At 57.1% G+C, this 21,753-nt stretch carries 27 protein-coding genes and 1 tRNA gene; 9 read left to right on the top strand and 19 right to left on the bottom strand.

From position 1 onward, the window contains the following. The first annotated feature begins 164 nt into the window (after window positions 1–164). A complete protein-coding gene (gene cysC, locus AC1XOS_RS02115) occupies window positions 165–692 on the top strand; it encodes an adenylyl-sulfate kinase (protein ID WP_481960564.1) in 528 nt (175 codons plus the stop codon). Here the strand turns inward: cysC and AC1XOS_RS02110 are convergent. Next, on the bottom strand, window positions 666–1,214 hold the full coding sequence (locus tag AC1XOS_RS02110; protein WP_481960563.1) for an RNA polymerase sigma factor: 549 nt from the start codon (window positions 1,212–1,214) through the stop codon (window positions 666–668). The genes cysC and AC1XOS_RS02110 overlap by 27 nt on opposite strands. 33 nt (window positions 1,215–1,247) lie before the next feature. Here AC1XOS_RS02110 and gmk point away from each other — a divergent pair, with 33 nt between their 5' ends. Then, window positions 1,248–1,823, top strand: a complete 576-nt coding sequence (gene gmk, locus AC1XOS_RS02105; RefSeq protein WP_481960562.1) for a guanylate kinase — start codon at window positions 1,248–1,250, stop codon at window positions 1,821–1,823. Between the two features lie 4 nt (window positions 1,824–1,827). Here the strand turns inward: gmk and lepB are convergent, their stop codons facing one another. Genes lepB through AC1XOS_RS02090 form a run of 3 tightly spaced genes read right to left on the bottom strand, consistent with a single transcriptional unit; the run spans window position 1,828 to window position 4,432 of the window. Further along, on the bottom strand, window positions 1,828–2,697 hold the full coding sequence (gene lepB, locus AC1XOS_RS02100; protein ID WP_481960561.1) for a signal peptidase I: 870 nt from the start codon (window positions 2,695–2,697) through the stop codon (window positions 1,828–1,830). After that, window positions 2,694–3,734: a sensor histidine kinase gene (locus AC1XOS_RS02095; RefSeq protein ID WP_481960560.1), complete on the bottom strand. Its 1,041-nt coding sequence runs from the start codon at window positions 3,732–3,734 to the stop codon at window positions 2,694–2,696. The genes lepB and AC1XOS_RS02095 overlap by 4 nt, the downstream gene beginning before the upstream one ends. Then, on the bottom strand, window positions 3,731–4,432 hold the full coding sequence (locus AC1XOS_RS02090; protein ID WP_481960559.1) for a response regulator: 702 nt from the start codon (window positions 4,430–4,432) through the stop codon (window positions 3,731–3,733). Before AC1XOS_RS02090 ends, AC1XOS_RS02095 begins: the two co-directional genes overlap by 4 nt. Window positions 4,433–4,493: 61 nt before the next feature. Here AC1XOS_RS02090 and AC1XOS_RS02085 point away from each other — a divergent pair, with 61 nt between their 5' ends. Together AC1XOS_RS02085 and AC1XOS_RS02080 are read left to right on the top strand one after the other, a co-directional pair. After that, the gene (locus AC1XOS_RS02085) at window positions 4,494–4,883 is read left to right on the top strand and encodes a hypothetical protein (protein ID WP_481960558.1); all 390 of its coding nucleotides are present in this window, start codon (window positions 4,494–4,496) and stop codon (window positions 4,881–4,883) included. 28 nt (window positions 4,884–4,911) lie between these two features. Continuing rightward, on the top strand, window positions 4,912–5,484 hold the full coding sequence (locus AC1XOS_RS02080) for a hypothetical protein (protein WP_481960557.1): 573 nt from the start codon (window positions 4,912–4,914) through the stop codon (window positions 5,482–5,484). Between the two features lie 93 nt (window positions 5,485–5,577). Here the strand turns inward: AC1XOS_RS02080 and AC1XOS_RS02075 are convergent, their stop codons facing one another. From AC1XOS_RS02075 to AC1XOS_RS02055, 5 genes are all read right to left on the bottom strand, one after another. Further along, on the bottom strand, window positions 5,578–6,015 hold the full coding sequence (locus tag AC1XOS_RS02075) for a hypothetical protein (protein ID WP_481960556.1): 438 nt from the start codon (window positions 6,013–6,015) through the stop codon (window positions 5,578–5,580). A gap of 17 nt (window positions 6,016–6,032) precedes the next feature. Continuing rightward, the gene (locus AC1XOS_RS02070) at window positions 6,033–6,482 is read right to left on the bottom strand and encodes a hypothetical protein (protein ID WP_481960555.1); all 450 of its coding nucleotides are present in this window, start codon (window positions 6,480–6,482) and stop codon (window positions 6,033–6,035) included. After that, on the bottom strand, window positions 6,479–7,537 hold the full coding sequence (locus tag AC1XOS_RS02065) for a hypothetical protein (protein ID WP_481960554.1): 1,059 nt from the start codon (window positions 7,535–7,537) through the stop codon (window positions 6,479–6,481). Before AC1XOS_RS02065 ends, AC1XOS_RS02070 begins: the two co-directional genes overlap by 4 nt. A gap of 64 nt (window positions 7,538–7,601) precedes the next feature. Beyond that, a complete protein-coding gene (locus AC1XOS_RS02060; RefSeq protein ID WP_481960553.1) occupies window positions 7,602–8,252 on the bottom strand; it encodes a lysophospholipid acyltransferase family protein in 651 nt (216 codons plus the stop codon). An 86-nt stretch (window positions 8,253–8,338) separates the two neighbouring features. Beyond that, window positions 8,339–8,409 (bottom strand) — tRNA-Gln (locus AC1XOS_RS02055). 98 nt (window positions 8,410–8,507) lie between these two features. On the opposite strand from AC1XOS_RS02055, the gene pdxS reads away from it, so the two are divergent. Genes pdxS through AC1XOS_RS02030 form a run of 5 tightly spaced genes read left to right on the top strand, consistent with a single transcriptional unit; the run spans window position 8,508 to window position 12,582 of the window. Then, window positions 8,508–9,392 carry a pyridoxal 5'-phosphate synthase lyase subunit PdxS gene (gene pdxS, locus AC1XOS_RS02050; protein ID WP_481960552.1) on the top strand — a complete coding sequence of 295 codons (885 nt, stop codon included), beginning with the start codon at window positions 8,508–8,510 and terminating at the stop codon, window positions 9,390–9,392. A gap of 8 nt (window positions 9,393–9,400) precedes the next feature. After that, complete coding sequence (locus AC1XOS_RS02045) at window positions 9,401–9,934, top strand: NUDIX hydrolase (protein ID WP_481960551.1); 534 nt, start codon at window positions 9,401–9,403, stop codon at window positions 9,932–9,934. Then, the gene (gene pdxT / locus AC1XOS_RS02040; protein WP_481960550.1) at window positions 9,924–10,490 is read left to right on the top strand and encodes a pyridoxal 5'-phosphate synthase glutaminase subunit PdxT; all 567 of its coding nucleotides are present in this window, start codon (window positions 9,924–9,926) and stop codon (window positions 10,488–10,490) included. The genes AC1XOS_RS02045 and pdxT overlap by 11 nt, the downstream gene beginning before the upstream one ends. Beyond that, complete coding sequence (locus tag AC1XOS_RS02035) at window positions 10,490–11,623, top strand: hypothetical protein (RefSeq protein WP_481960549.1); 1,134 nt, start codon at window positions 10,490–10,492, stop codon at window positions 11,621–11,623. The genes pdxT and AC1XOS_RS02035 overlap by 1 nt, the downstream gene beginning before the upstream one ends. After that, window positions 11,620–12,582, top strand: a complete 963-nt coding sequence (locus AC1XOS_RS02030) for a LuxE/PaaK family acyltransferase (RefSeq protein ID WP_481960548.1) — start codon at window positions 11,620–11,622, stop codon at window positions 12,580–12,582. The genes AC1XOS_RS02035 and AC1XOS_RS02030 overlap by 4 nt, the downstream gene beginning before the upstream one ends. Here AC1XOS_RS02030 and ribD read toward each other — a convergent pair. The 10 genes from ribD to AC1XOS_RS01980 form a co-directional block, all read right to left on the bottom strand. Next, entirely contained in the window at window positions 12,571–13,647 is a 1,077-nt protein-coding gene (gene ribD / locus AC1XOS_RS02025) for a bifunctional diaminohydroxyphosphoribosylaminopyrimidine deaminase/5-amino-6-(5-phosphoribosylamino)uracil reductase RibD (RefSeq protein ID WP_481960547.1), read from the bottom strand. The genes AC1XOS_RS02030 and ribD overlap by 12 nt on opposite strands. Further along, complete coding sequence (locus AC1XOS_RS02020; protein WP_481960546.1) at window positions 13,637–14,008, bottom strand: hypothetical protein; 372 nt, start codon at window positions 14,006–14,008, stop codon at window positions 13,637–13,639. The genes ribD and AC1XOS_RS02020 overlap by 11 nt, the downstream gene beginning before the upstream one ends. Beyond that, complete coding sequence (rpe, locus tag AC1XOS_RS02015) at window positions 14,005–14,670, bottom strand: ribulose-phosphate 3-epimerase (RefSeq protein WP_481960545.1); 666 nt, start codon at window positions 14,668–14,670, stop codon at window positions 14,005–14,007. The genes AC1XOS_RS02020 and rpe overlap by 4 nt, the downstream gene beginning before the upstream one ends. A 1-nt stretch (window position 14,671) precedes the next feature. Beyond that, a complete protein-coding gene (locus AC1XOS_RS02010) occupies window positions 14,672–16,639 on the bottom strand; it encodes a protein kinase domain-containing protein (RefSeq protein ID WP_481960544.1) in 1,968 nt (655 codons plus the stop codon). After that, window positions 16,629–16,832, bottom strand: coding sequence for a hypothetical protein (locus AC1XOS_RS02005; RefSeq protein ID WP_481960543.1), 204 nt, complete (start codon window positions 16,830–16,832; stop codon window positions 16,629–16,631). The genes AC1XOS_RS02010 and AC1XOS_RS02005 overlap by 11 nt, the downstream gene beginning before the upstream one ends. A gap of 16 nt (window positions 16,833–16,848) precedes the next feature. Next, window positions 16,849–17,961 (bottom strand): 3-dehydroquinate synthase, encoded by a 1,113-nt coding sequence (gene aroB, locus AC1XOS_RS02000; protein WP_481960542.1) that lies wholly within the window; start codon window positions 17,959–17,961, stop codon window positions 16,849–16,851. Beyond that, window positions 17,958–18,491, bottom strand: coding sequence for a shikimate kinase (locus AC1XOS_RS01995; protein WP_481960541.1), 534 nt, complete (start codon window positions 18,489–18,491; stop codon window positions 17,958–17,960). Before AC1XOS_RS01995 ends, aroB begins: the two co-directional genes overlap by 4 nt. An 80-nt stretch (window positions 18,492–18,571) precedes the next feature. Then, window positions 18,572–20,236: a type II secretion system protein GspD gene (locus tag AC1XOS_RS01990; protein ID WP_481960540.1), complete on the bottom strand. Its 1,665-nt coding sequence runs from the start codon at window positions 20,234–20,236 to the stop codon at window positions 18,572–18,574. Window positions 20,237–20,371: 135 nt separating this feature from the next. Further along, on the bottom strand, window positions 20,372–20,929 hold the full coding sequence (locus tag AC1XOS_RS01985; protein WP_481960539.1) for a hypothetical protein: 558 nt from the start codon (window positions 20,927–20,929) through the stop codon (window positions 20,372–20,374). An 87-nt stretch (window positions 20,930–21,016) separates the two neighbouring features. Then, complete coding sequence (locus tag AC1XOS_RS01980; protein WP_481960538.1) at window positions 21,017–21,550, bottom strand: hypothetical protein; 534 nt, start codon at window positions 21,548–21,550, stop codon at window positions 21,017–21,019. Between the last annotated feature and the right edge of the window lie 203 nt (window positions 21,551–21,753).

The following is a 21,753-nucleotide window of genomic DNA, read 5'->3' as shown; positions in this document are numbered from 1 at the left end:
GTCGCCAACACATACCCAGAAGTGCGTGAGACGCTGCATGCCGAGTTGCTGGCCTGGCACGCCCAAGAAATCGCCCTACGCGGAGGGCACGATCCCATCAAAGAGAATGGTCTGAGCTTGAGCTACGAGGTCTTTATGAAGCGACTGCTAGCGAGGCATAAGAAATGAGCTTCGTCGTCTGGCTAACCGGTTTGAGTGGCGCGGGCAAGACCACGGTTGCGCGGGGGCTGGCCGAGGAGCTGCGGGCGCGGGGCGTCAGCAAGCTTGAAGTGCTCGATGGCGATGCGGTGCGAGAGAATCTTTCCAAGGGGCTGGGATTCTCGAAGGAAGACCGAGATACGAACGTCGCGCGGATCGCGTTTGTGGCGCAGCTTTTAGCACGCAACGACATCAACGTGATTGTCGCGGCAATCTCCCCCTACGCCGAGGCGCGGGCGTCGGCACGGGAGCGGATTGGAGAGGGCTTTGTGGAGGTACACGTGGACTGTGGCCTTCCTGAGCTCGTGCGGCGGGATGTGAAGGGTCTCTATAAAAAAGCCCTCGCTGGAGAGCTGGCGCACTTTACAGGAGTTTCTGATCCATACGAAGCGCCCGAAAGCCCCGACATTCGGGTGAGTAGCGAAGGCCAGACAGCAGACGAGAGCATCGAGGCGATTGTGGCCTATCTACAGCGAGAGCAGCGCATCCCGTAGGGCACGACGGGCCCGATAGAGAAGCGACTTCGTGGCGGCGACGGAGCGCCCCAGAACTTCGGCGGCTTCGGCGTGGGGGATATCTTCCAGATCACAGAGAGTGAGAACGAGCTTGTGCTCCTCCGGTAGCGACTCCAGAGCATCCAGCAAGGCTTTTCGCTCGGCACGTGCTAGTGCCTCATCCTCAGTGCGAGAGAAACTTACCAGCGCTACGCCAACGGGTGTGTCTAGCGAGAGGGTTGGGAGCCGAAGCTGGCGACGCTTGTCGGCGGCAATCGAGCGCACAATCGTGAAGAGCCAGGGTCCAAAGCGCCGGGTATGCCCTCCCGTGAGCTGACGGGCACTGCGAAAGGCACGGATAAATGCCTCCTGCGCCACCTCCTCAGCATCTTCCCGCGTCTCCGTGAGGCGCATCGCCAGACCAAGCGCCCGGTCGGTATAGAGCTCAAAGAGCGTCTCCATCGCGCGAGCATCCCCCTGCCGAAACCGCTCTACCAGCCGCGCCTCAAAAACATCATGCACGCCTCTATTGTATCGCCACGATACAATAGAGGCGTGCGACAAGGAAATTTATTTGTAGTCTCCGGGCCGTCGGGAGTGGGCAAGGACACGGTTCTTGCAGGGCTTCTCGAGCGCCAGCCTGATGTCAAAGTCTGTGTAACGGCAACAACGCGGGCAATGCGCCCTGGAGAGTCGGAGGGCAACCCGTACCAGTTTCTCTCTGTCACGGAGTTTGAGAGCCTCGTAAACGAAGATGCGTTTCTAGAGTACGCCCACGTCAATGGCGGTAACCTCTACGGCACCCCCCGCGCTTGGGTAGAAAAGAATCGCGCTTTAGGCCACGATGTGATTCTGAAAATAGACGTTCAGGGCGGGATTGCGGTACGAAAAAAAGCCGCAGACGTCATTCTCGTTTTCCTAGAGCCCCCATCGCTGGCCGAGCTAGAGCGCCGTCTCCGCGCCCGTAGCACCGAGACAGAGGACCAGATCAAAGTCCGCCTGCTCGATGCCCGTAACGAGCTGGCCCAAAAGCCCCACTACAACTATGCGGTGGTCAACGACTCACTAGAAAGCGCCGTGGACCACCTGCGCGGCATTATTCTCGCCGAGCGCTGCCGCGTCGAAAAGTAGATTTTTAGCGCAGACGTCCTAGGCGGGTGAGGGGCCAGAAGGTGACGATACCCCGTCCGACGATACGGCGGCCTTCGAGCTTGCCCCAGACGTGAGAGTCGGCGGAGTGGTTACGGTTGTCGCCCATCATGAAGTAGCACTTGGGAGGCACTTCAAGCTCGTTCATGTTGTAGCCAGGGTCTTCGTTGGTGTAGGTGTCCTCTAGCGGCTTGCCATTAATAACGGCAGCTCCTGGAGTGAGCTCCACCTCGGCACCCGGCTGGCCAAACTGTTGCGCGATATCTTGCGGCATCAGTTTCTCCGTACCATTGACTAAGACATAGTCCTTGAAGAACTTGATAGACTTCTCGCGGCTGATCCCAAGCCGGTCACGAAGCGCCTGATGAGCGACATCGGCGTTGGTATCTTCACCTTGTGGCTCAAAGACTTCTTTGCCAACCCGTAGCTTCGCCCCACGAATCTCGACTTTTTCGCCTGGCAGACCAATACAGCGCTTGATGTAGTCCTGCTCCAGAGTGGGACTTCCCGTGGCCTCCGGCGGAGCGGCAAACACCAGAATATCGCCGCGTTCAGGGTCGTGGAAGCGAAACGACATCTTATCCACGATCAGACGATCCCCAATCTGCAAGGTCGGCACCATGCTCTCGGAGGGAATATAGAAGGCCTGCGCGACGAAAGGCCGGATCAAGAGAAAAGCGAGCGCCAGCACAAACGTGACCGTATCGCAGATCTCGGAGAGGGTACGGGCCCAGCTCTCATGAAGGAGCTTGGACATCATCAATCGCAGCAAGGTGAAGCCCGCAATCACCGCCACCACGATCGTGGGGCTGATGTTGGCAAGCTGGTCAGTTAAAGGGACAGGTTGGTCATTCATAGCGATTTGGCAAGAGGTAGTGTCACGGTAAAGCGAGACCCCCTTCCCAATTCGCTATCGGCGACAATGGTTCCTTCATGGGCCTCAACAATATGCTTTACGATAGAAAGGCCCAGTCCCGTTCCCCCCGTTGCGGTTCCGGCTTCGCCAGGGAACTTTCGCGCCCGATCCGCTCGCCAAAAACGCTCGAAAATACGCGGGAGATCTTCTTTGAGAATCCCAATACCAGTGTCGGAAACCGTGACAGTCAGGCTTGTCTTCTCTCGCACCACTGTCATTTCGACACTGCCTCCTGATGGGGTGTACTTGATGGCATTATCTAACAAATTAAAAAAAACTTGTTCCAGCTCGCTGCGATCTGCCTCAATCTCCAAAGTCGGAATTGCCTCAGGCAGGATAATCTTCACCTTACGACGAGCGGCGTAGGTGGCCAGACGCTCCGCCATATCGTAGAGCAAGTCACTTAGATCGAAGCGCTCACGTGCGGGAGCCAGTGTTTCGGAGCGTGCCAGAAATGTCAGGTCTTCGGAGAGGCGCACCAAGCGATCTACTTCACGGACAATATTTCCCAGAAACTTCTCACTGACCTCAGGGTCGTTTAGTGCTCCATCTTGGAGTGTCTCCGCCATCGCCCGAATCGAGGCAAGGGGGGTGCGCAGCTCATGGGAGACATTGATCACAAACTCGGTCCGCACCGTTCGTAGCCGACTTAGCTCCGTTTGATCTGAAAAGAGAATCATGGCCTCCCCTGACGAAAGGCCTAAAACACGGGCCTTCACAAAGCGCTCTTTTCCATTGACTAAGCGCACTTCCGCTTCCTGAGGGCTTTTTGTCGCACGTGCTGACTCAACAAGCTCGACCAATGCTCTTTGGTGTGTGGCCTCTAGGAGCGAGCGCCCCACAACGCGCTTGGCATTGCCATCCGCCGTCAGAAACCCAATCGCCGTCTCATTGGCATAAAGAATCTTGTTGTTGTCATTAACGCGCAGGAGGCCATCTGGCACGAGAAGCGCGAGCTGTTCGAGGCGCTTACTCATGGCTGGAACTTGTATCCGACACCACGAACCGTTAACAGATGCTCAGGGCTGGAGGGGCTAGGCTCGATTTTTTCTCGTAGCCAGCGGATATGGACATCCACCGTGCGCTCCTCCACCACCTCTCCGGTTCCCCAGACCCGGTCCAGCAGTGCGGCTCGGTCAAAGACTCTTCCGGGATGCGCCGTGAGCAAGACGAGAAGGTCGTACTCTTTTCGTGCTAGCTTTACGGGCTTCCCCTTCAGCGTGATCTCATGTTTCTCTAAATCCACGATTAAGTCCAGCGCCGCAGAGACGAGCTGTGGCCCGACGACACTGCTGTCGCCCTCGCTCCCCGCACGACGCAACAGCGCCTTGATCCGCGCCACAAGCTCCCGCATCCCAAAGGGCTTGACCACATAGTCATCCGCCCCAATCTCCAGCCCCTGCACCCGGTCACTCTCCGCGATGCGTGCCGTGAGCATCAGAATCGGCACCCGCTCGCCTTGCTGACGGATCAGGCGACAGATATCAAAACCACTCCCCGAGGGTAGCATCACATCCAGCACGATGAGGTCAGGGCGCTGGCTCCGGAAGAGCTGGAGTGCTTCATCCGCATCCCCTGCCGTCAGAACCGTGAAACCCTGCGCTTTTAGGTTATAGCGTATCGCCTCGATGAGAGTCGGCTCATCGTCCACAACTAAGATGGTTTCTTGGGCCATTGCGTCTCTATTATCCCGCATTCCCTACCAAAGGCATTAAGTCTCTGTTAAACTTAGGACTATGGCAGGCAAATCTGGTAAAGAAAACAAAAAAGGGAAGGCAGACCTAGCAGAAGTGCTGGGTGAGCTCGCAGTACTTCGGGAAGAGATTGAGGCCCTTAAAGTATCCTCGCGGAGCATAGTCCGCTCAGAAACGAGCTCTAGTGCGGAGCAAGTGGCACGAAAAGCCAGCGCCTTCTCCCCGATCTCTCGTGCCAAGCTGATCGAGACACTTTTAACAAAAGGTCCACAGACACCTCCCCAGCTGGGGGAAACTGTCGGGCTTGCCACTGGCTCGCTCTACCACCACCTACGGGAGATCGTCGCAGCAGGAATCGCCACCGTCGAGGCAAAAAACTACCGCCTCACTCCCGAAGGAGAGCGCCTCGCGCAAGCCTTTTTTGATGTCTAGAGATTTATCGTGGGTATACTAAAGTCCTATGATGCAGCCTCGTCCGCAGACAGACGATCTCTCCTGGTTCCAGCAACAGCTCCCCGAGTTTACTCGGAGGACTTGTCAGGAAGCTCGGCGACGGCGCTGGGATAAGTATCTGTGGTGGCTTGAGACATCTCTCTCGGAAGAGTGGGTGAATCAGGGAGTAAAGCTCCAAGACGCCTTTTTGGGGGCTCCCCAGGATATTCTCCCCGAGCTTTTCTCTCTGGGGGAGGCACTGGAGAAACTTCCTCGTCTGGAGGGCCGCCGTAACCTGCACCGTAAGGCAAACCGAATGACGTTCGAGCTTCAGGAAGCCCTCTTTGTGACTTTCACCCGGCTTCTGGCCCGTCGTACGCCTCAAGAGTTGGTCTTCCTAGACGAACCTCAGCGGGCCTATCTCCGCCGTGCGGTATTTCGTAGCGCCGATGCGGGCTTTGTTGCCTGTGCGCTCCTCGTGCTAGCGACCCTGCGAGACACGAACTTACGCCCTCAAGCCCAAGAGCTCCTGGATCGGCATCCCTCCGAGCGTATCCGTGAGGCGGCGAGTGAGTACATCTCCGCACTCGCTCCCTCCTAGATCTCGGGTTCCTAGTTTCCGCCAGGACGACAGCCTGGCTGCTGCTGGAGCTAGGCCCCATGTCGCCTTGGAAGCGCTACACGGCACCGAAAACTAAAAGATCGTTTCTTCAGTGCTGTCTTCGCTCCAGGTGAGCTTTGCACTGGCCAGCCCTGGTGTTAGGACAACTCGCAGGCTCTTCACTCCCTGCACTTGGTCGCTCGTACCGTCTGGGCGCAACCCTATCCCAAAGTAGAGTCCCTCGAGGTTATTGGCCTCCACTGCAGAGAGAGAGAGGCGCTTTTCTTTGGCGATGATCTCAATAGAGCCCGGAAAGAGGCTAATGTTATTGCCTTCTCTGCGCACCAGAATCGCCGTCACGGTACCTTTTTCGCTATCAATGTCTACGGAGATACTCTCAATAGAGCCCGTGAGAATCGCTTGGCCATTATGCAAAACATGCAGGCCATCGGCGCTATCAGACTCGTAGACGATCCAAGTGAGGTTGGTATCCAGTCCCGCCACTTGGGCGGCGGAAGGTCGGTTTGACATCTCTACAGAACTCTCTCTTACAAAATATTGTACGTAATCACTTCATCACGTAGCAGAAACCGTGATTTATAGACACTGGCATAGGCCTGCACGAAGCTATCCACGGCATTAATATCTACCACGATGTCCACCACGCGATCCGTGATGTCCTCACCATTGAACCAGATGCGCAAGTGGCGCATATCTACCATCGGGTGCTGGTTCTCCATGATGATCGTGTAGCCAGGAAACTCCATGGTGATACGTCCGGGAAAGATGTCGTAGGGTGCCATCGGATCTTCCGCGGGCCGGATCAGGGCGGTTAGCTCCGCCCCTTCCCAGATTCCACCCTCCACTTCATCACCCCAGTCGTCTCGTCCTGCCCGGAGCTCGACATAGAGCTGGGCTGCCTCGATAGAGTAGCCCCCGCTCGTCAGACTAGTCGTGTCCCAGTCGCCTCCCGTGCTAAAAATAAACTCATTTCTCAACGGCGGCGGCCTCCTCCAAACGAGCTACGACCTCCGCCAAAGCTACCACCCGAGCTACGCCCCCCACCAAAGCTACTGCCACCAGAAGGGCGACTACTGGAGAAGCCCGAGCTACCTGAGCCAAAGCTAGGACGGCTTGCCGACGAGCCGCCACCAAAGCTAGGACGCGAGCCGCTCCCAAAGCTAGGACGCGAGCCGCTGGAGCCACCACCAAAGCTAGGACGCGAGCCACCACCAAAGCTAGGACGTGAGGCACTGAAGCCACTGCCACCAGGGCGTGTGCCCGCTGTGGAGCGCCCACCAAACGAGCCTGTACCACCCGATGAGCGGCTGAACGAGCCCGCTGAAGGGCTACGACGGCCTACCGACGAGTAATTAAAGTTGCTACGGCTATTGTTGATCAGCACACGATTGGTAGGGTTAGAGCGGTAGTAGGTACTGTAGCTATTCCAGCCGTAGTAGGGTCGTCCCCCGATATTGGCCATCATTCCGACCATAGCCCCAAAGGCCATCCCCGAAACCCAGGGACTTGTACTATAGTAGCCTCCGTAGTAGGTCATTCCAGGGTACCAGCCCATTCCCGTGTAGGCAGACCAGGATGGTGCCACCCCCAGATAAACGGGCTGCGTGTAAGCATAGTTCTGAGGGAAGGGATACCACTTAGCTCCCTGAGCCGCAGCATTTTCCAAAAAGGCACCTTCACGAACATAAAGGGTCGGGGTGGTGTTGTTCTCGTTGATAAAGTACATCTGGCCGCTGGTTCTGCCGAACTTCATGACGTACATGTTCTGGTTCTCAAAGGGAACCGCAATGGTCTCGCCTGAGGCAGCGTAGAGCTGGTAGCCTCCTTGGTCAAACACAGCACGCGTGATCGGAACCTGCTGACCGGCGGGCACATCACGCCAGTTGTAGACCTCGCCGTTAGAAACAGGAGCCGCCATGGCGGGTTGGGGCGGCGCAACCGGTGGTGCCATCACTACAGGGCGCGGCTGTGTACAACCTGCTAGCCCCGTCGCAGCAAGTCCTAAAACTCCAAAACGCATTGTATTTGTCATATTTCGAAACCTCATCACTAGATAGAACCACTATACCCGGAAAAGTTGCACCCCCTCCAAAATTTCAGTCGTGTTTTTGCGGTTTTCCTTCAGGGATGGGCTGCCCTAGCATCTGAGCAAGGCGCTCGGTGAGGCGCTTTGTCGCTTCGTCCACCGCGCCTTTTTTGCCATGGAGATCGGAGAAGTCTAGCGGTTCGCCAAACTCGACGCGCACGGGCTCAGAAGATTTTTGGGGACGTGTGGCACCATAGGGTACGACTTTATTGGTGTGAAACAGTGCCACGGGAACCACGGGGACTTTCGTGCGCAAGGCCAGCAACAGTGCTCCAGGATGCAGGGGCTGGAGCGTGCCTTCAACATTGCCCCCCCCCTCCGGGAAGATCACAACCGCCTCGCCCGCTCTCAGTAGCTCTTCGGCGCGAGACAGTGCAGCACGGTCGGCAGAGTCGCGTCGGATAGGAAAGGCATGCACCGCAGGAAGAAGACAGCGCAGGATGGGCATGGAGAAAAGCTCGGACTTGGCCATAAACCATGCCTCGCGATCTAAAGCCGCTCCGATAGCGGGAGGATCGGCATCGCAAACATGGTTCGGGCAGATCAAGACACCGCCTTTTTGAGGCACTGACGCATTGCCCGTCACACGAAAACCACCATGAAAGATAAAAAGCAGGTGTGCCAGCCACCGACAGAGTGTGCGTAGCAGACGGTATCTCATGCTCTCTATTTTAGGTAGACCCAGTGTTTTCTAGCAAGGGACCAAAGTCACAAAAGCCGACCCATTTTTCATGAGACAAAAAATAATTCCCAGGCAGGGATTCGAACCCCAATTAAAGGCACCAAAAACCTCTGTCCTGCCGTTGAACGACCTGGGAGCATCTCCGAAGAAACTTGGGAAAGCGCAGGAATTATATCATAGTTGATTGTGTTGTATCCAGCGCGGTAGAATCAAGAACGAGGAAATTTAACAACAATGACAGAAAAATCTACCTGGGCTACTAAGCTCGGGCTTGCGGAGATGCTCAAGGGCGGCGTGATCATGGACGTGGTCAACGCGGAGCAAGCCGTGATCGCACAAGAAGCAGGGGCCGTCGCCGTAATGGCCCTGGAGCGCGTCCCTGCCGATATTCGCAAAGACGGTGGCGTGGCACGCATGAGCGATCCCAGAATGATCAAAGAGATCATGGCCGCCGTCACCATTCCCGTGATGGCAAAAGCACGTATCGGGCATATTATCGAGGCGCGTATCTTAGAGGCCCTGGGCGTGGACTTTATTGACGAGTCCGAGGTACTGACCCCTGCAGATGAGCAATTTCACATCCACAAGCACGACTTTAGCGTCCCATTTGTCTGTGGCTGCCGGAATCTGGGTGAGGCGCTCCGTCGCATTGGAGAGGGCGCGGCGATGATCCGCACCAAGGGCGAGGCAGGAACCGGCAACGTGGTCGAGGCCGTGCGCCACATGCGTGCGCTCATGGGCGGCATTCGCAAGATCCAGTCTATGGACGAAGCCGAGCTGATGAACGAGGCAAAAGAGCTACAGGCCCCCTACGAGCTGGTTCTGGAAGTGGCCAAAACCGGTCGGCTCCCGGTGCCAAACTTCTCCGCAGGCGGCGTGGCAACCCCGGCGGATGCGGCTCTGATGATGCATCTGGGCGCGGAGACGGTCTTTGTGGGCAGTGGCATCTTCAAGTCCGGCGATCCCGCGGAGCGTGCCAAGCGCATCGTGGACGCGGTTCTCTACTACAAAGACTACGCCAAGCTCGCCGAGATCTCGGAGAACCTAGGCGAGCCAATGGTCGGCATTGACATCCGCACCATCCCCGATGTCGAGCGCTTCGACAAGCGCGGCTGGTAGTCGCTTAGATGTTCCGGCACTATAGCTTCTGCCCACGGTGCCGCACCGAGCTTCAGACCCGGCGCTTCCCGTCTGATACAGACGCGGAGCGCCGGATGTGCGACTCCTGTGGCTTTCTCTACTGGAACAACTCCCGACCTACCGCTGGGGGCGTAGTGGAAGATGCTCAGGGCCGCGTGCTCCTCGGACGACGTGGCATCGAGCCCTCCAAGGGACTCTGGGATCTACCTGGCGGTTTTCTGGAGCCGGGTGAGCATCCTGAAGCGGGCATGAAGCGCGAGCTTTGGGAAGAGACGGGGTTATTAGTAGATCCGGTAAAATTACTAGGATTTTACATGGACCAGTACGGTGATGATCCCCATGAGCACACCCTCAATATCTTCTACCTGTGTAGAGTTATGGGTGGCAAAGCACAAGCATCCGATGATATGGCGGAGCTAGACTGGTTTTCCCCCGATACCCTCCCGGAGAGTCGAGAGCTCGCCTTTCAAAACGTGAGAGACGCACTGGTAGACTGGAAAAAAATAAAAAATGGCACGTAAGCGAGTAGGAGTTCTGGCACTACAGGGCGACTTTGAGGCGCATATCAAGGCGGTCAATGCCGCAGGGGGCGAGGGCTTTGAGGTGCGCAGCATTCAAGAGCTGGCAACAGCGGATGCCCTGATCTTGCCCGGTGGTGAGAGTACCACGATGGGCTACCTGCTCAAGCGCTTCGGCCTGGATACGGCAATTCGTGCTTTTGAAAAACCGATCTGGGGAACCTGTGCGGGGATGATCTTACTCGCGAGTCGCATCACGGAAGGTGAGAAGCGCGGCGGTCAGCCGCTACTGGGCCTGATGGATATGGGTGTGGCTCGCAATGCCTTTGGGCGACAGAGAGACTCGTTTGAGGCTGATCTGGACTCACCGCTGGGCCGGGTGCACGGGGTCTTTATTCGAGCGCCCTATGTCAGTGAGTGGGGGCCAGCTGTCGAGCCACTTGCCCGCTACGAAGATAAAGTCGTGCTGGTACGCCAGAAAAACTGGCTCGCCTCCGCCTTTCATCCCGAGCTCACCGAGGATACGACTCTACACCGGGCGTTTCTAGAGAGCACCTAATGCAGTCCCCCTTACGCCCCCCCAGCACACCACGACCAAAAGCCCCGCCCACCAACACGACTCCCGAGCCCCTGCTCACCATTGGCGATAACCGTCCCCGCTGGAAAGAGCGCTGGACACGCCTGTTCCCCCGCATACGGAGCCTCAGTCTTGCCCCAGATGGTGCTGTGGCCTTGTTAGATGAGCAAAAACAAGTCCAGCTTCTGGAACCACAGACAGGGATTACCCTCTGGACAGCCGCGCCTCTCTCGCTAGCAAACCGTGTTGTGGCAGTGCGGGGAAGGCGGGTACTGGTGGGAGCTCTGTACAACCCCTCTGTGAAGAAAGCCTGGATACTGGGGCCTGCTACCACGCAGACATATGCCTTTGCCCTGCCAGGAACGCTCTGGAGCTTGGTCGCCACTCCCGATGGCAACAAGGCTTTTTTTGGTACCAGCGCCCATCAGATTCTCGCCGTCTCTCTGCTGAGTACTCAACCTCCCCTTGTCTGGAAGCTCAGCGCTGTGCCCGATAGTCTTGCGGTCTCCACCGATGGCTCTGCGGCTCTTACCGGAACCTGGCTACCCGCAGGGGTTCGCAGGCTCGGGGGCTGGGCCTACGGCGACTCCGATACCGCCCGCTGGCAAGAGGTTCAGATCTCCGCCGATGGCGCCACCGCAATTAGCCTCTCGGGACACGGCCCACGACGTGATGAGCGCGATCTGGAGCTAACGGGCTACGATATGGAGTCGGGGGTACGGCTCTGGGAGAAACGCATCCCCGGAACTCGGGCTCAGGCGATTGTCTCAGCGGATGGCCAGCGAGTCGCGCTGAGCTACGTGACCATGACGGGACGCGGTGACGAGACCAAGCGATTGCTGCTACTCAACCGTGATGGAACCGCCCGGGGCGATGAAAAAGGCGGGCGTTTTTTCGCCCCCCGGCTCGTCGCTCTTTCCGCACAGGGCGAGCGCACGACGGTTCTGGACGGCGAGCGGGCGTTGTTTGTCCTCGATCAGGAGGGTAAGACGCGCTGGCGGCTCACGCTCCCTACCAGAGCACCGATTCAGCAGACAATCTCCACGCCCGATGGAGCCTTCCTACTCCTCGTGCGCACCGACGGCACTCTGACTCTCTACGAGGCTCTCCCATGAGTCTCTCCAGCGACCTTACTGCCTTTATCCAGACCAGCACAGGCGACTTTGATTCGCTCGCGCTGCGGCTCTTTGCCTACCAGTACACGCACAACCTCCCCTACCAGCGCTTCTGCAATGGACGCGGTCAGACTCCAGCCACCGTCACGCGCTGGCAGGAGATTCCCGCTGCCCCTGCCGCCGCCTTCAAGCGCTTCCCCCTCACGTGTGTCCCGGAGAGCGCGTGCGTGAAAGTCTTTCACTCCTCAGGCACCACAAGCAGCGAGACCAGCCGCCATTTTATGAGCGCCAAGGCTCTGGAGCTCTACAAAGCCTCGCTCAAGGAAGGCTATGCGCACGCCATCCCCAAGTGTGAGGCGGGAATTATGGCCCTCATGCCCTCACCCGATGAAGCGCCACACTCGTCGCTCTCGTTCATGCTGGAGGCACTTGGTGCGACGTTCGCCACGCCCAAAACACTCCAGATCTTGCGACACCCCACCTGTTACTTTGGAACCGCCTTTGCCTGGGTAAACTTCTTCGATGCAGATCCCAATACGCATCTTGTGCTTCCAGAAGGCTCTGTGGTGATCGAAACCGGAGGCTTCAAAGGCCGCAGCCGCGAGGTCGAGAAGTCTGAGCTTTACGAACTCTTCACCGAGCGCCTCGGAGTTTCCCCAACGCACTGCTACTCCGAGTATGGGATGAGTGAGCTGGCGAGCCAGTTCTATAGCCAAGGCGTAGATGGCCCTAAGCTCGCGCCTCCGTGGCTCAAGACACGCATTCTTGATCCCGTCACCGGAACCGATACTGCGCCTGGTCAGCTGGGCCTACTGGCCCACTACGATCTGGCAAACTACAACTCTGTTTTGGCCATTCAGACTGAGGACATGGGGATATGGGACGAGCGCGGTGGCTTTCAGCTCCTAGGCCGCGCCCCCGGTGCCGTACTTCGTGGTTGCTCACTTTTAGCGGAGTAGCTTGCCTTCGAGGGCTATATCGGGGCCGTAGCGACGAACACGAAGGCTCTCCAGGGCAATTAGAGTAGGCAAGCCAGGGCCATCCAGAGGAGTGGGAGCGTGGGCTCCCCCAATCAGCTTGGGAGCGAGAAAGAAAAGGCAGCGGTCTACGGCCAGCGCGGCATGAAAGGCCGCCGCCAGCGCCCCACCTGACTCCAACAACACGTCGAGCAGGCCGCGCTCCGCCAGAACCGCACGCGCAACCGCCACAGAGACCCGCCCCGACTCGTCGGCGGGGAGTGTGATAAGCTCCGCATCCCAGCCCTGGCTAGCTGTCGCCTGCTGGCAGGTGAGGATCAGCGTGCCGGGGCGGTTGAGCTTTGCGCTCTGGGGTGTGCGAAGCATTGAGTCAAAGATCACCGGAGTAGGACTGGTGCCACGCACCAGCCGAACCGTCAGCTCAGGATCATCGGCGAGAACCGTCCCCACCCCGACAATCACCGCATCAGACTTGGCACGCAGGCGGTGCACGGCGCGGCGGGCAGGCTCGCTGGTGATCGCAAGCGGCGCAGCATGGCTCGCGGCAAGCTTGCCGTCGAGCGTCATCGCGGCTTTGTGCGTGACATAGGGCATGCCTGTACGCTGGTGCTTCAGAAACGCCCGATGTGCTTCCTTTGCCTGCTCCTCACAAACGCCAACCGTGAGCGCGACTCCGGCAGCTTCCAGCTGCGCAAAGCCTTCCCCGCTCACCTGAGGGTTAGAATCAAGCGTCGCCGCCACCACCCTCACAATACCCGCCTGAGTACAGTGATGGGTACACGGCGTGCGCTCGGAGCCATCAGGGCGCTGCCAGTGTGAGCAGGGCTCCAGGGTAGTATAAAGTGTAGCACCACGCGCCCGCTCCCCGGCAAGGCGCAGCGCCATCGCCTCCGCGTGCACTTTTGGGGTGCTGTACGTCCAGCCCTCACTGATGAGTTTGCCAGCTTTGACAACCACTGCTCCCACCCCAGGGCTGGGATGAGTTTTCACCCGATTGGTTAGCCGCAGCGCCCGCCGCATCCAGAAAACATCCTCATCACTGGGCATTGCGCTGCTTCTGAGCCTCTTCTATCGTCTGCTGAATCGCTTGCTGGATCACCTGGCGCTCCGCTTTACGCACGGTCACAAAGGACTCAAGAGCATCCAGAAGTGCAATACACGGCAGGCTAATTCCCAGGCAGTAAATGGAGATAAGAAGAGCAAGCTTCTGAAGCAGGCCCACACGGCCTACGAACTCTCGTCCCATAAAGATGGTCAAGAGTACCAAAAAGAGGCAGAGCATCGCCATTCCTGCGGTGCGGTAGAGGCGCGAGCGTGGGGAGAGTGCCCCGTAGCCACGGGAGTAGAAGAGGATGGTCAACGCGATGGCAACCACTAGCAAGACGCCAAAAACGACCGTCAGACTCATGGCCCCACGACCTCCCGAAGCGCCGCGATGCCCGCAGCAACACCCGCAGCGTGATTGAAGACCGCCGAGCCCGCCACGAGTACATCTGCCCCATCGCGAGCCAGCCCTGGCGCGGTCTTGACATTCACACTACCATCTACGCTGATCTTGAACGTGGCCCCTGTCTCGGCGCGCAGCCTGGCAAGCTCCCCGACTTTGCGGGCTGCAATGGGAAGAAACGCCTGGCCACCAAACCCCGGATTGACCGTCATCACCAGCACTAGGTCCAGATCTTCTAAAACGTAGCGCAGGATCTCCGGCGAGGTTGCGGGATTGAGCGCCACTCCTGCCAGACAGCCCGCCTCACGAATCGCGGCCAGTGTCCGCTGCAGGTGAGCTGTTGCCTCTTGGTGCACCGTGATGGCGTGTGCTCCTGCGGCAGCAAAGGGCTCGATGTAGCGCTCGGGCTCCACCACCATCAAGTGAACATCAAAAAAGGCTGCTGGGCAGAGCGGGCGCAGGGCACGAACCACCTCGGCCCCAAAGCTCAGATTCGGCACAAAGCGCCCGTCCATGACGTCTACATGGAGCCATGTCTCGCCAGTTGCCAGTGCCTCTTGGGCCTGCTGACCGAAGCGAGCATGATCTGCTGCCAGCAGTGAGGGAGCCAGCTCAATTGCCACGTTAGCGTCCCTTCACGGCGAGAGTCTGCGCCTTGAGGTCATCGTTGTCGTAGAGCTTAATGATGATAGGTCGCCCCACTCCCGAAATTTCCGTGGCGACGGTCTGCCCTGGCCCGTGCATATTGTCGTAGCCGGTATGGGTTCCCTCAGAGTCCTCCACCTGAATGACGATATGGTGCTGCTGGCCGTCCTGTGGCGTTCGGTAAGGAACCCGGAACGTGCGCTGCCGCGTGTCTTCAGGATCAGGCAAGCCTGCGGGATTCGTGCCAGGATCAGGTGCTGTTGGCATCGTAGGCTCAGGAGTTGGGGGGGGGGTTGGCTCCGGTGTAGGCTCAGGCTCTGGCCCCTTCGAGAGCGTCAGGTCAATCTTTGTGCCGCGCGCACGACGCTCCGAGCCATCTCCGCGCGGGAGCTGTTCCAAGACAACGCCTGTGGGGGTGATGGGATCAAAGCGCCGTGAGATCGTTCCCACTTTAAGGCCCACTTTTTCCAGATCTTTTTGCGCTTTATCCAGCGTGACTTCTTCAACATTGGGGATGAGTACCATCTCAGGGCCTTTAGAAACCCAGATGGTGACCTCTTTCCCTTCTAGAATCTTATCTCCTGGGCGCTCTTTCTGCTGATAGATCGTATTGGCAGGTTTATCATCCATGTAGACCTGATCTTGAACGGCAAGCTTGAAGTGTGATTCGTTGGCAATCGCCTTCGCCTCGGTAAGTGTCTTGCCCCTAAGCTCCGGAACCACAACCTGATTGGCGGGACTCAGGAAAGGCTTAATCCAGTTAAAGACAAGTGCGCCTGCTCCAATGAGGGCTAGCAACAAAAATAAATTGACGGCGAGTAAAACGCCACCGATCCGCCGGGGCGCAGGTGCCTCTTCGTGGTCTATCTCCTCCATAGATCTATCACTTTTCTCCTTCGTATTCTTTTTTGGTAGAACATCCGTTAAAACGGCCTTCGAGACACGTCGCCCTGTGTCCGTTGGGTTCTCCACAATACTGGGTATCACAGCAACCACAGGAGCGACAGTGTCTAAGCTCCCCTCGCCATCCAGCGGCGACCAAGCCAGTGATCGGCCAAAGCGCAGTGCTTCCCGAATCTTTCGGAGATCGACAAGGAGATCGGTGGCGCTTGTATAGCGATCCTGAGGGCGCTTGGCTAGTCCCTTGAGAATAACTCCTTCCAGTGCTCTTGGCACCGCGAGATTGACCGCACGTGGTGAGTGCGGCTGCTCTTGGGCATGGCGGAGTGCAAGCTGGACGGCATTATCTCCTTTAAAGGGTGTCTCTCCCGTTAACATCTCATACAAAATCGCCGAGAGTGCGTAGAGATCTGCCGATGTTGTCGCTAACGAGTGGGTCGCTAGGTCAGGGGCCGCATAGTGCGCCATTCGCATCAGGACACGGGGATCTTCTTTTGTGAGCAGCGCATAGGTGGATGATGTCCCAAAGCCACTCACCTTTACCTGCCCCTCTGGCCCAATTAAGATATTTTGCGGGCAGAGATCCCCGTGCGCAATTCCGCGCGGATGCGAGTACTCCAGTGCTTCTGCCAGGGCGAGGGCAATGTCCACAGCAGCCGTCAGCTGAAGCGGAGCCACACGCTTGATGCGCTCTTTAAGGTCAATTCCTCGAACAAACTCCTCCACATGGTAGAGAAGAGTCAGTGCCACATCTTCGCCGACATCATAAGAGCGTGCAATCCCCGAGTGTGTCAGAGAGAGTGTCTCCGCCCAACCGGCCCGTAGACTCTCGATAATATCGGAGCGCTGTGCGTACTCAGAGCGCAAGGTCTTGAGCGTCACAATTCGGTTGAGCTGCTGATCCCGTGTTCGGAAAGAGGCCAGCAGTGGCCCTTCCCCAAGAAACTCTAGAACCTCGTAGCGCTTTCCCACCACCCGGTTGATCAGATAGACACGATCTTTATCTGCAGAAGCGGCATCTGTCGTCGGAGCATCGTCACTCGGCATGATTGTTTTTTCCTTTCTGACCAAGCAGTGATACAACAAGCATCACCACGCTAACCAGTAGAACCACACTGTAGAGTACCGTAAATACACTCATGGGCAGGGCCATCCCGAGAGCAGGTGCAAAAAAAGTAAACCCTACCACACCAAACCAGAGCGCACAAAGCGCTTCTTTGCCGACTCCACCTGATTGCATTGTACCTTGCGCTCCTTTAGTCCAAACCTAAACCTTGGCGATGCGTTGTCAGCCCCACTTGAACCAGTTTTGTTGGCACTGTCATCAGTTCAACCTGTCCAAGCTGCTTAACCAAGATAAAACGGGCTTCACCCGCCTCCGCTTTTTTATCACGAGCTGTCAGTGCAATTAATGTCTCATCGCTCACGTCATCCGGAAGGTCTGTCGGAAGCCCGAGCGCTACGAGAGTCGCCCGCAGCTCCTGCGTAAGCTCGGAAGGGGTGACACCCAGCTGCTCTCCAATGAGCGCTGCAGAGATCATCCCAATCGCCACTGCCTCACCATGCTTATAGCGACGGTACTTCGTGGCACTTTCCAAGGCATGACCAATCGTGTGGCCAAAGTTCAAGATCGCCCGAAGCCCTGTTTCTTCCCGCTCATCTGCCGTCACCACATCAGCTTTGAGCTGGCAGGAACGCTCAACAACGGCAGCAATCGCCTCTGCGTCCCCCCGCAAAAGCAAGCCCGCCTGCTCCCGAAGCGTTGTCAGTAGCTGGGGGTCTTGAATCACCCCGTACTTCACCACCTCCGCAAGACCAGAGCGTACTTCGCGGCGTGGCAGTGTCTGGAGGAGTGTGGGATCAATCACCACACAGCGGGGCTGATGGAAGGCTCCCACCAGGTTTTTCCCCTCACGAAAGTCTACACCTGTCTTCCCCCCAACCGAGGAGTCTACCATCGCCAGAAGGGTTGTCGGGACTTGTACATAGTCAAGACCACGCAGGTAAGTGGCAGCGACATAGCCTGCCATATCTCCAACCACACCGCCCCCAAGCGCCACGATCAGTGTCTTTCGATCCAGAGCGGGCGTGAGCTGATAGAGAGCGTCGTAGAGCCGGGTGATCGTGGTGAGGTTTTTATAGCGCTCCCCGGCGGGAAAGTGTACGCTCTCGACCTGAAATCCCGCTCGCTCCAAGCTCTGAGACACTCCCGCTTCCCAGTGTCGCGCAATGCGGGGTTGGGTTACGACCACCGCACGGGACGAGTGAGCGACAGCAGCACAGTGCGGGCCTAGAGCGGCGAGGGAGTCCGCTCCAATATGGATCTCGTAGTCCCTGCCCTCAGAGAGGGCAACGGGTACACGACTCACGAAATCCCCTTCTGTTTTTGAAACCGGCGCACAATCTCTTCCGCGAGCGCCCGAGGGGACCGATCCGATGTATCCACCAGGATGTGACAAGCTTTCTGATAGAGGGGGCCACGCTCCGCGAGCATACGCAAGATTTGTGTCAGTGCAGGCTCCTCCCCACTTGTTAATAACGGGCGCTGTCCAGGGCGACGGCTGACGCGCTCAGCGAGGACATCGGGGTGTGCAGTCAGATAGACAACAAGGCCGGCACCGCGCAGCGCCGCAACATTCTCTTCGCGCAAAATCGCCCCACCACCCGTCGCGATGACCTGCCGTTCCCCCGCAGTCACCCCTAATAAAATCTCCGTCTCTCGATCTCGGAATGCCATCTCACCATCACGCATGAACAAGGTAGGGATAGAGCATCCCGCAACACGCTCCACCAGGCTATCTGTATCCGTAAAATGCCAGCCAAGCAGCTGGGCAAGCTGCCTGCCCACGGTACTTTTCCCGCTCCCCATAAATCCAATCAGCGCAATATTATCAAGCATCTAACTGATGTATTGTATCGTACACAAACAAAAAGTCGGGTGGCAGCTGCCACCCGACTTTATTTCACCCACAGAAGCTCTTACAGGTTTGAGCCGCCGCCGCCTGTATTGATCTCCTCAATAATACGAGGAGTCACAAAGATGAGCGTCTCGACACCCGTGACCGTGTTCGATTTCTGCTTAAAGAGCTCACCAATCAGCGGCAGACTTGACAAGAACGGGATACGCAGCTCGCCACCATCTTCCTGCTTTGTGATAAACCCACCCAGCATCATCGTCTCGCCACTTTTGATACGGCGGAACGTAGAAACTCCCTGAGTCGTGGAGCGTGGAGGAGTATTGGGCGTAATAGCCGTGGTAAACGACTGTAGCTGTGGGTTTAGCAACATGCTGATCGTACCATCACCATTAATATGGGGTGTCACGAAGAACTGGTTACTTGCCGTAATTGGAATAGGCTGGGTAGCAACCGTCGGCTGCCCACCTAGCTGTCCAGGAATCACAACAGACTGGTTGATAAAGGCCGTATCAAAGATAAACACACTTGCAGGGGTGTTGTTCGACGTACTGATGATAGGAGCCTGGAGAATCCGGTTTGTCTGCTTGATATAGGCAGCGCGCAAGCTTGCAACAGCATTTCCGGAAGCGTACTGAACCGCCAGGTTCGGTGCGCTACCCGCTGCCGCTTGCTGGCTGAGATCAAGGTTATTTGCGGGACTAAACTGCCACTGGATTCCAAAGCTGTTCACATCCTGAATGTTGACCGTGACAAACTCAGCGCGAATCTCAACTTGTTTTGGTGCAACGTCCAGCAGACGAATCAGCGCTTTTAGCTCGTCAATATCAGCAGGGTCTCCTTGGACAATGAGAGTATTATCGGCATCACTGGAGAGGATATTGTCAATACCTGGAGGACGAAGCGAGCGCTGGTTCTGTCCTTGGCCGCCCGCACCAGGCTGGCCACCACCGATACCACCACCGGGCTGACCGCCAAAACCACCACCTTGGCGCCCACCACCGCCGAAGCCACCAGCACCACCACCGAAGCCACCGCCGCCCATCATGCCGCCGCCCATCATGCCACCACGTTGACCTGCTCCCAGAACACCGGAGCCCGTCAGATCGGTGGGAAGAATAGGGTTGCCATTCGGCTGCAAGATGTTCGGCGGGGCAAGAGGCTGCATATTTCTGCTTGCTGCCATTGCCTCAGGAATAATCATTGTCTTGACGAGGTAGTTATAGGTAGGATCATCCATCAACTTCACAAAATCCGAGGGGGCCAGGAAATTGAGGGGGATCTTCACAAACTGCGACTTGGAACGCGCAGGTGCGGTCGGGACAACGACGGTCGCGACAGGCTCTGGCGTCTTAGATTTTTCCACAACGGGTGCTTGACCGGCAGGTCGAAGATAGTAAATCCCGTCGCTCTCTTCAACAGAAGCTCCGGCAGCTCGCGCAATCGCCTTCAGCGTCGCCTCAACGCCTTTGTCTCGTAGCTTAAGAGTGATCTTCTGGTAAGCATTAGCCTTGTCCCCAGGAATAATCACGACATTATCTAAACCGCTCTGCTGCGCAAGAATCGTAATTGCTTCCTCAAGACGAGCGTCCCGAAGATCAATATCAAGCGTACTGCTAGACTCTTTAACGGGCGTCGCTTGCGCCCGTGCCACCGACACCGTTGCCGCCAGCGAGATCGAAAACGCACACGTCAGTAACAAAGCACTACGCTGCCAGGGATTTTGCATACATATCCTCCAAAACTCCGCAACACTTTCGCTTCTTATTTATTTTACGAAAATGCTATACAGGGGCGGGATTCCGCCCCTGATTAACTAACTTGATTATTTCAATACTTTGAGCGAGCCAACATAAGCAGAAGCTTAGCGACCAAAACCACCGAAGCCGCCGCCCATGCCGCCCATGCCGCCCATCATGCCGCCGCCCATGCTCATAGCACGCGTAAAGAAGCTCACATTGATGACGCCACCTAAAATCTGGCTCAGATCCATAGGATCAAGATAGGTCAAGTTGATGCGCTCGTAAGCTGCATTTGGCCGAGCGATTTCCTCGGTTCCTGTGGGAGCAGAGGTTGTGTCTTGTGGGTTCTGATTAATCACACGGGGCTTGACAATCCAGACACTATTCTCCTTGGTGTAGGTCAAAGGAACGCTTGCGGCACGCATGATCAGTTTAAGCGCATTCTCGAAAGGCTGCTCAGTGATCTTAAGCGTGACAAAACCGACAACATTATTGTCAATAATGTAGTTATTGATTCCTGCCTGCTTGAAGGCAGCCTCCAGCGTCGAGCGAATCGGCGCATCTTGAAGGTCAAAGGTCACATTGTTTAACTTCTCTTGTCGCGCTGAAGCACTCGTAGGAAGAGCAACAACCACTCCTCCGATTAAGATAGTCAGTGCCAAAAACTTCATCTTATTCATAGTTCATTTCCTTGTCTTGCTTTACCCCGCAAAACCCAAACTCTACACCATTATACCCACTTGATTTCAAAGCGCCAAGAGGTATTTTTATCCTGTTGGAGCTCCTCCAACACCGGCTTTACCGCCGGGTCCCATGCCGCCGGGTCCCATGCCACCGCCGGGCCCCATGCCACCACCAGGCCCCATGCCACCACCAGGCCCCATGCCACCGCCTGTTCCTCCCGTTGAGAACTGCTGGCGAAGAGCATCACGAACGGCGGGAGCCAAACCGGAGAGCTTCACCTCAACCGAACGTCCATCTTTCGCACGCAGAATTAAGCTCTCCATAGAGATAGACTCCACGACCAAAGGAGCAACGCCGGGGACGCCACTCTCGACTTCCGCACCAGGTTGTACGATTGTGATCGTCGAATCAGGTGGTGCACCAGACTCGATAATGGCTGTAATACCTCCGTTATAGAACACACCAGCGACACGCCGCGCGACAGGAGGCAGAGGCGGAAGCGAGTCAATGTCTGTGCTTGGCTCGGGCGTTGGTGGCACGAGCGGCAGAGGAGCTTGCGTACGATGGCTGATCACATAGTCCCAAGCAGGCGTGATCTGGACGACCGGCTTAAACATAGACTCGAAAGGATCTTTACGTGACGCCAGCGCAGGAGCCCCATCCCTGATAGGAGCAGGCTTAGCACCAGGCAATCCGCCACCCATAGGCATACCCCCTTGCCCAGACATATCTGACCCACCACCACCCCACAGCTTCTTCATACTCTCAGGAGCGGTATCAAAGGCAGTTGAACGACCTCCTGCTACTTTAGGAGCACCAC

The organism is Armatimonas sp., from assembly GCF_964826245.1.
The sequence above is the reverse complement of the archived record's forward strand: the minus strand, read 5'-3'. Positions and strand labels throughout refer to the sequence as shown.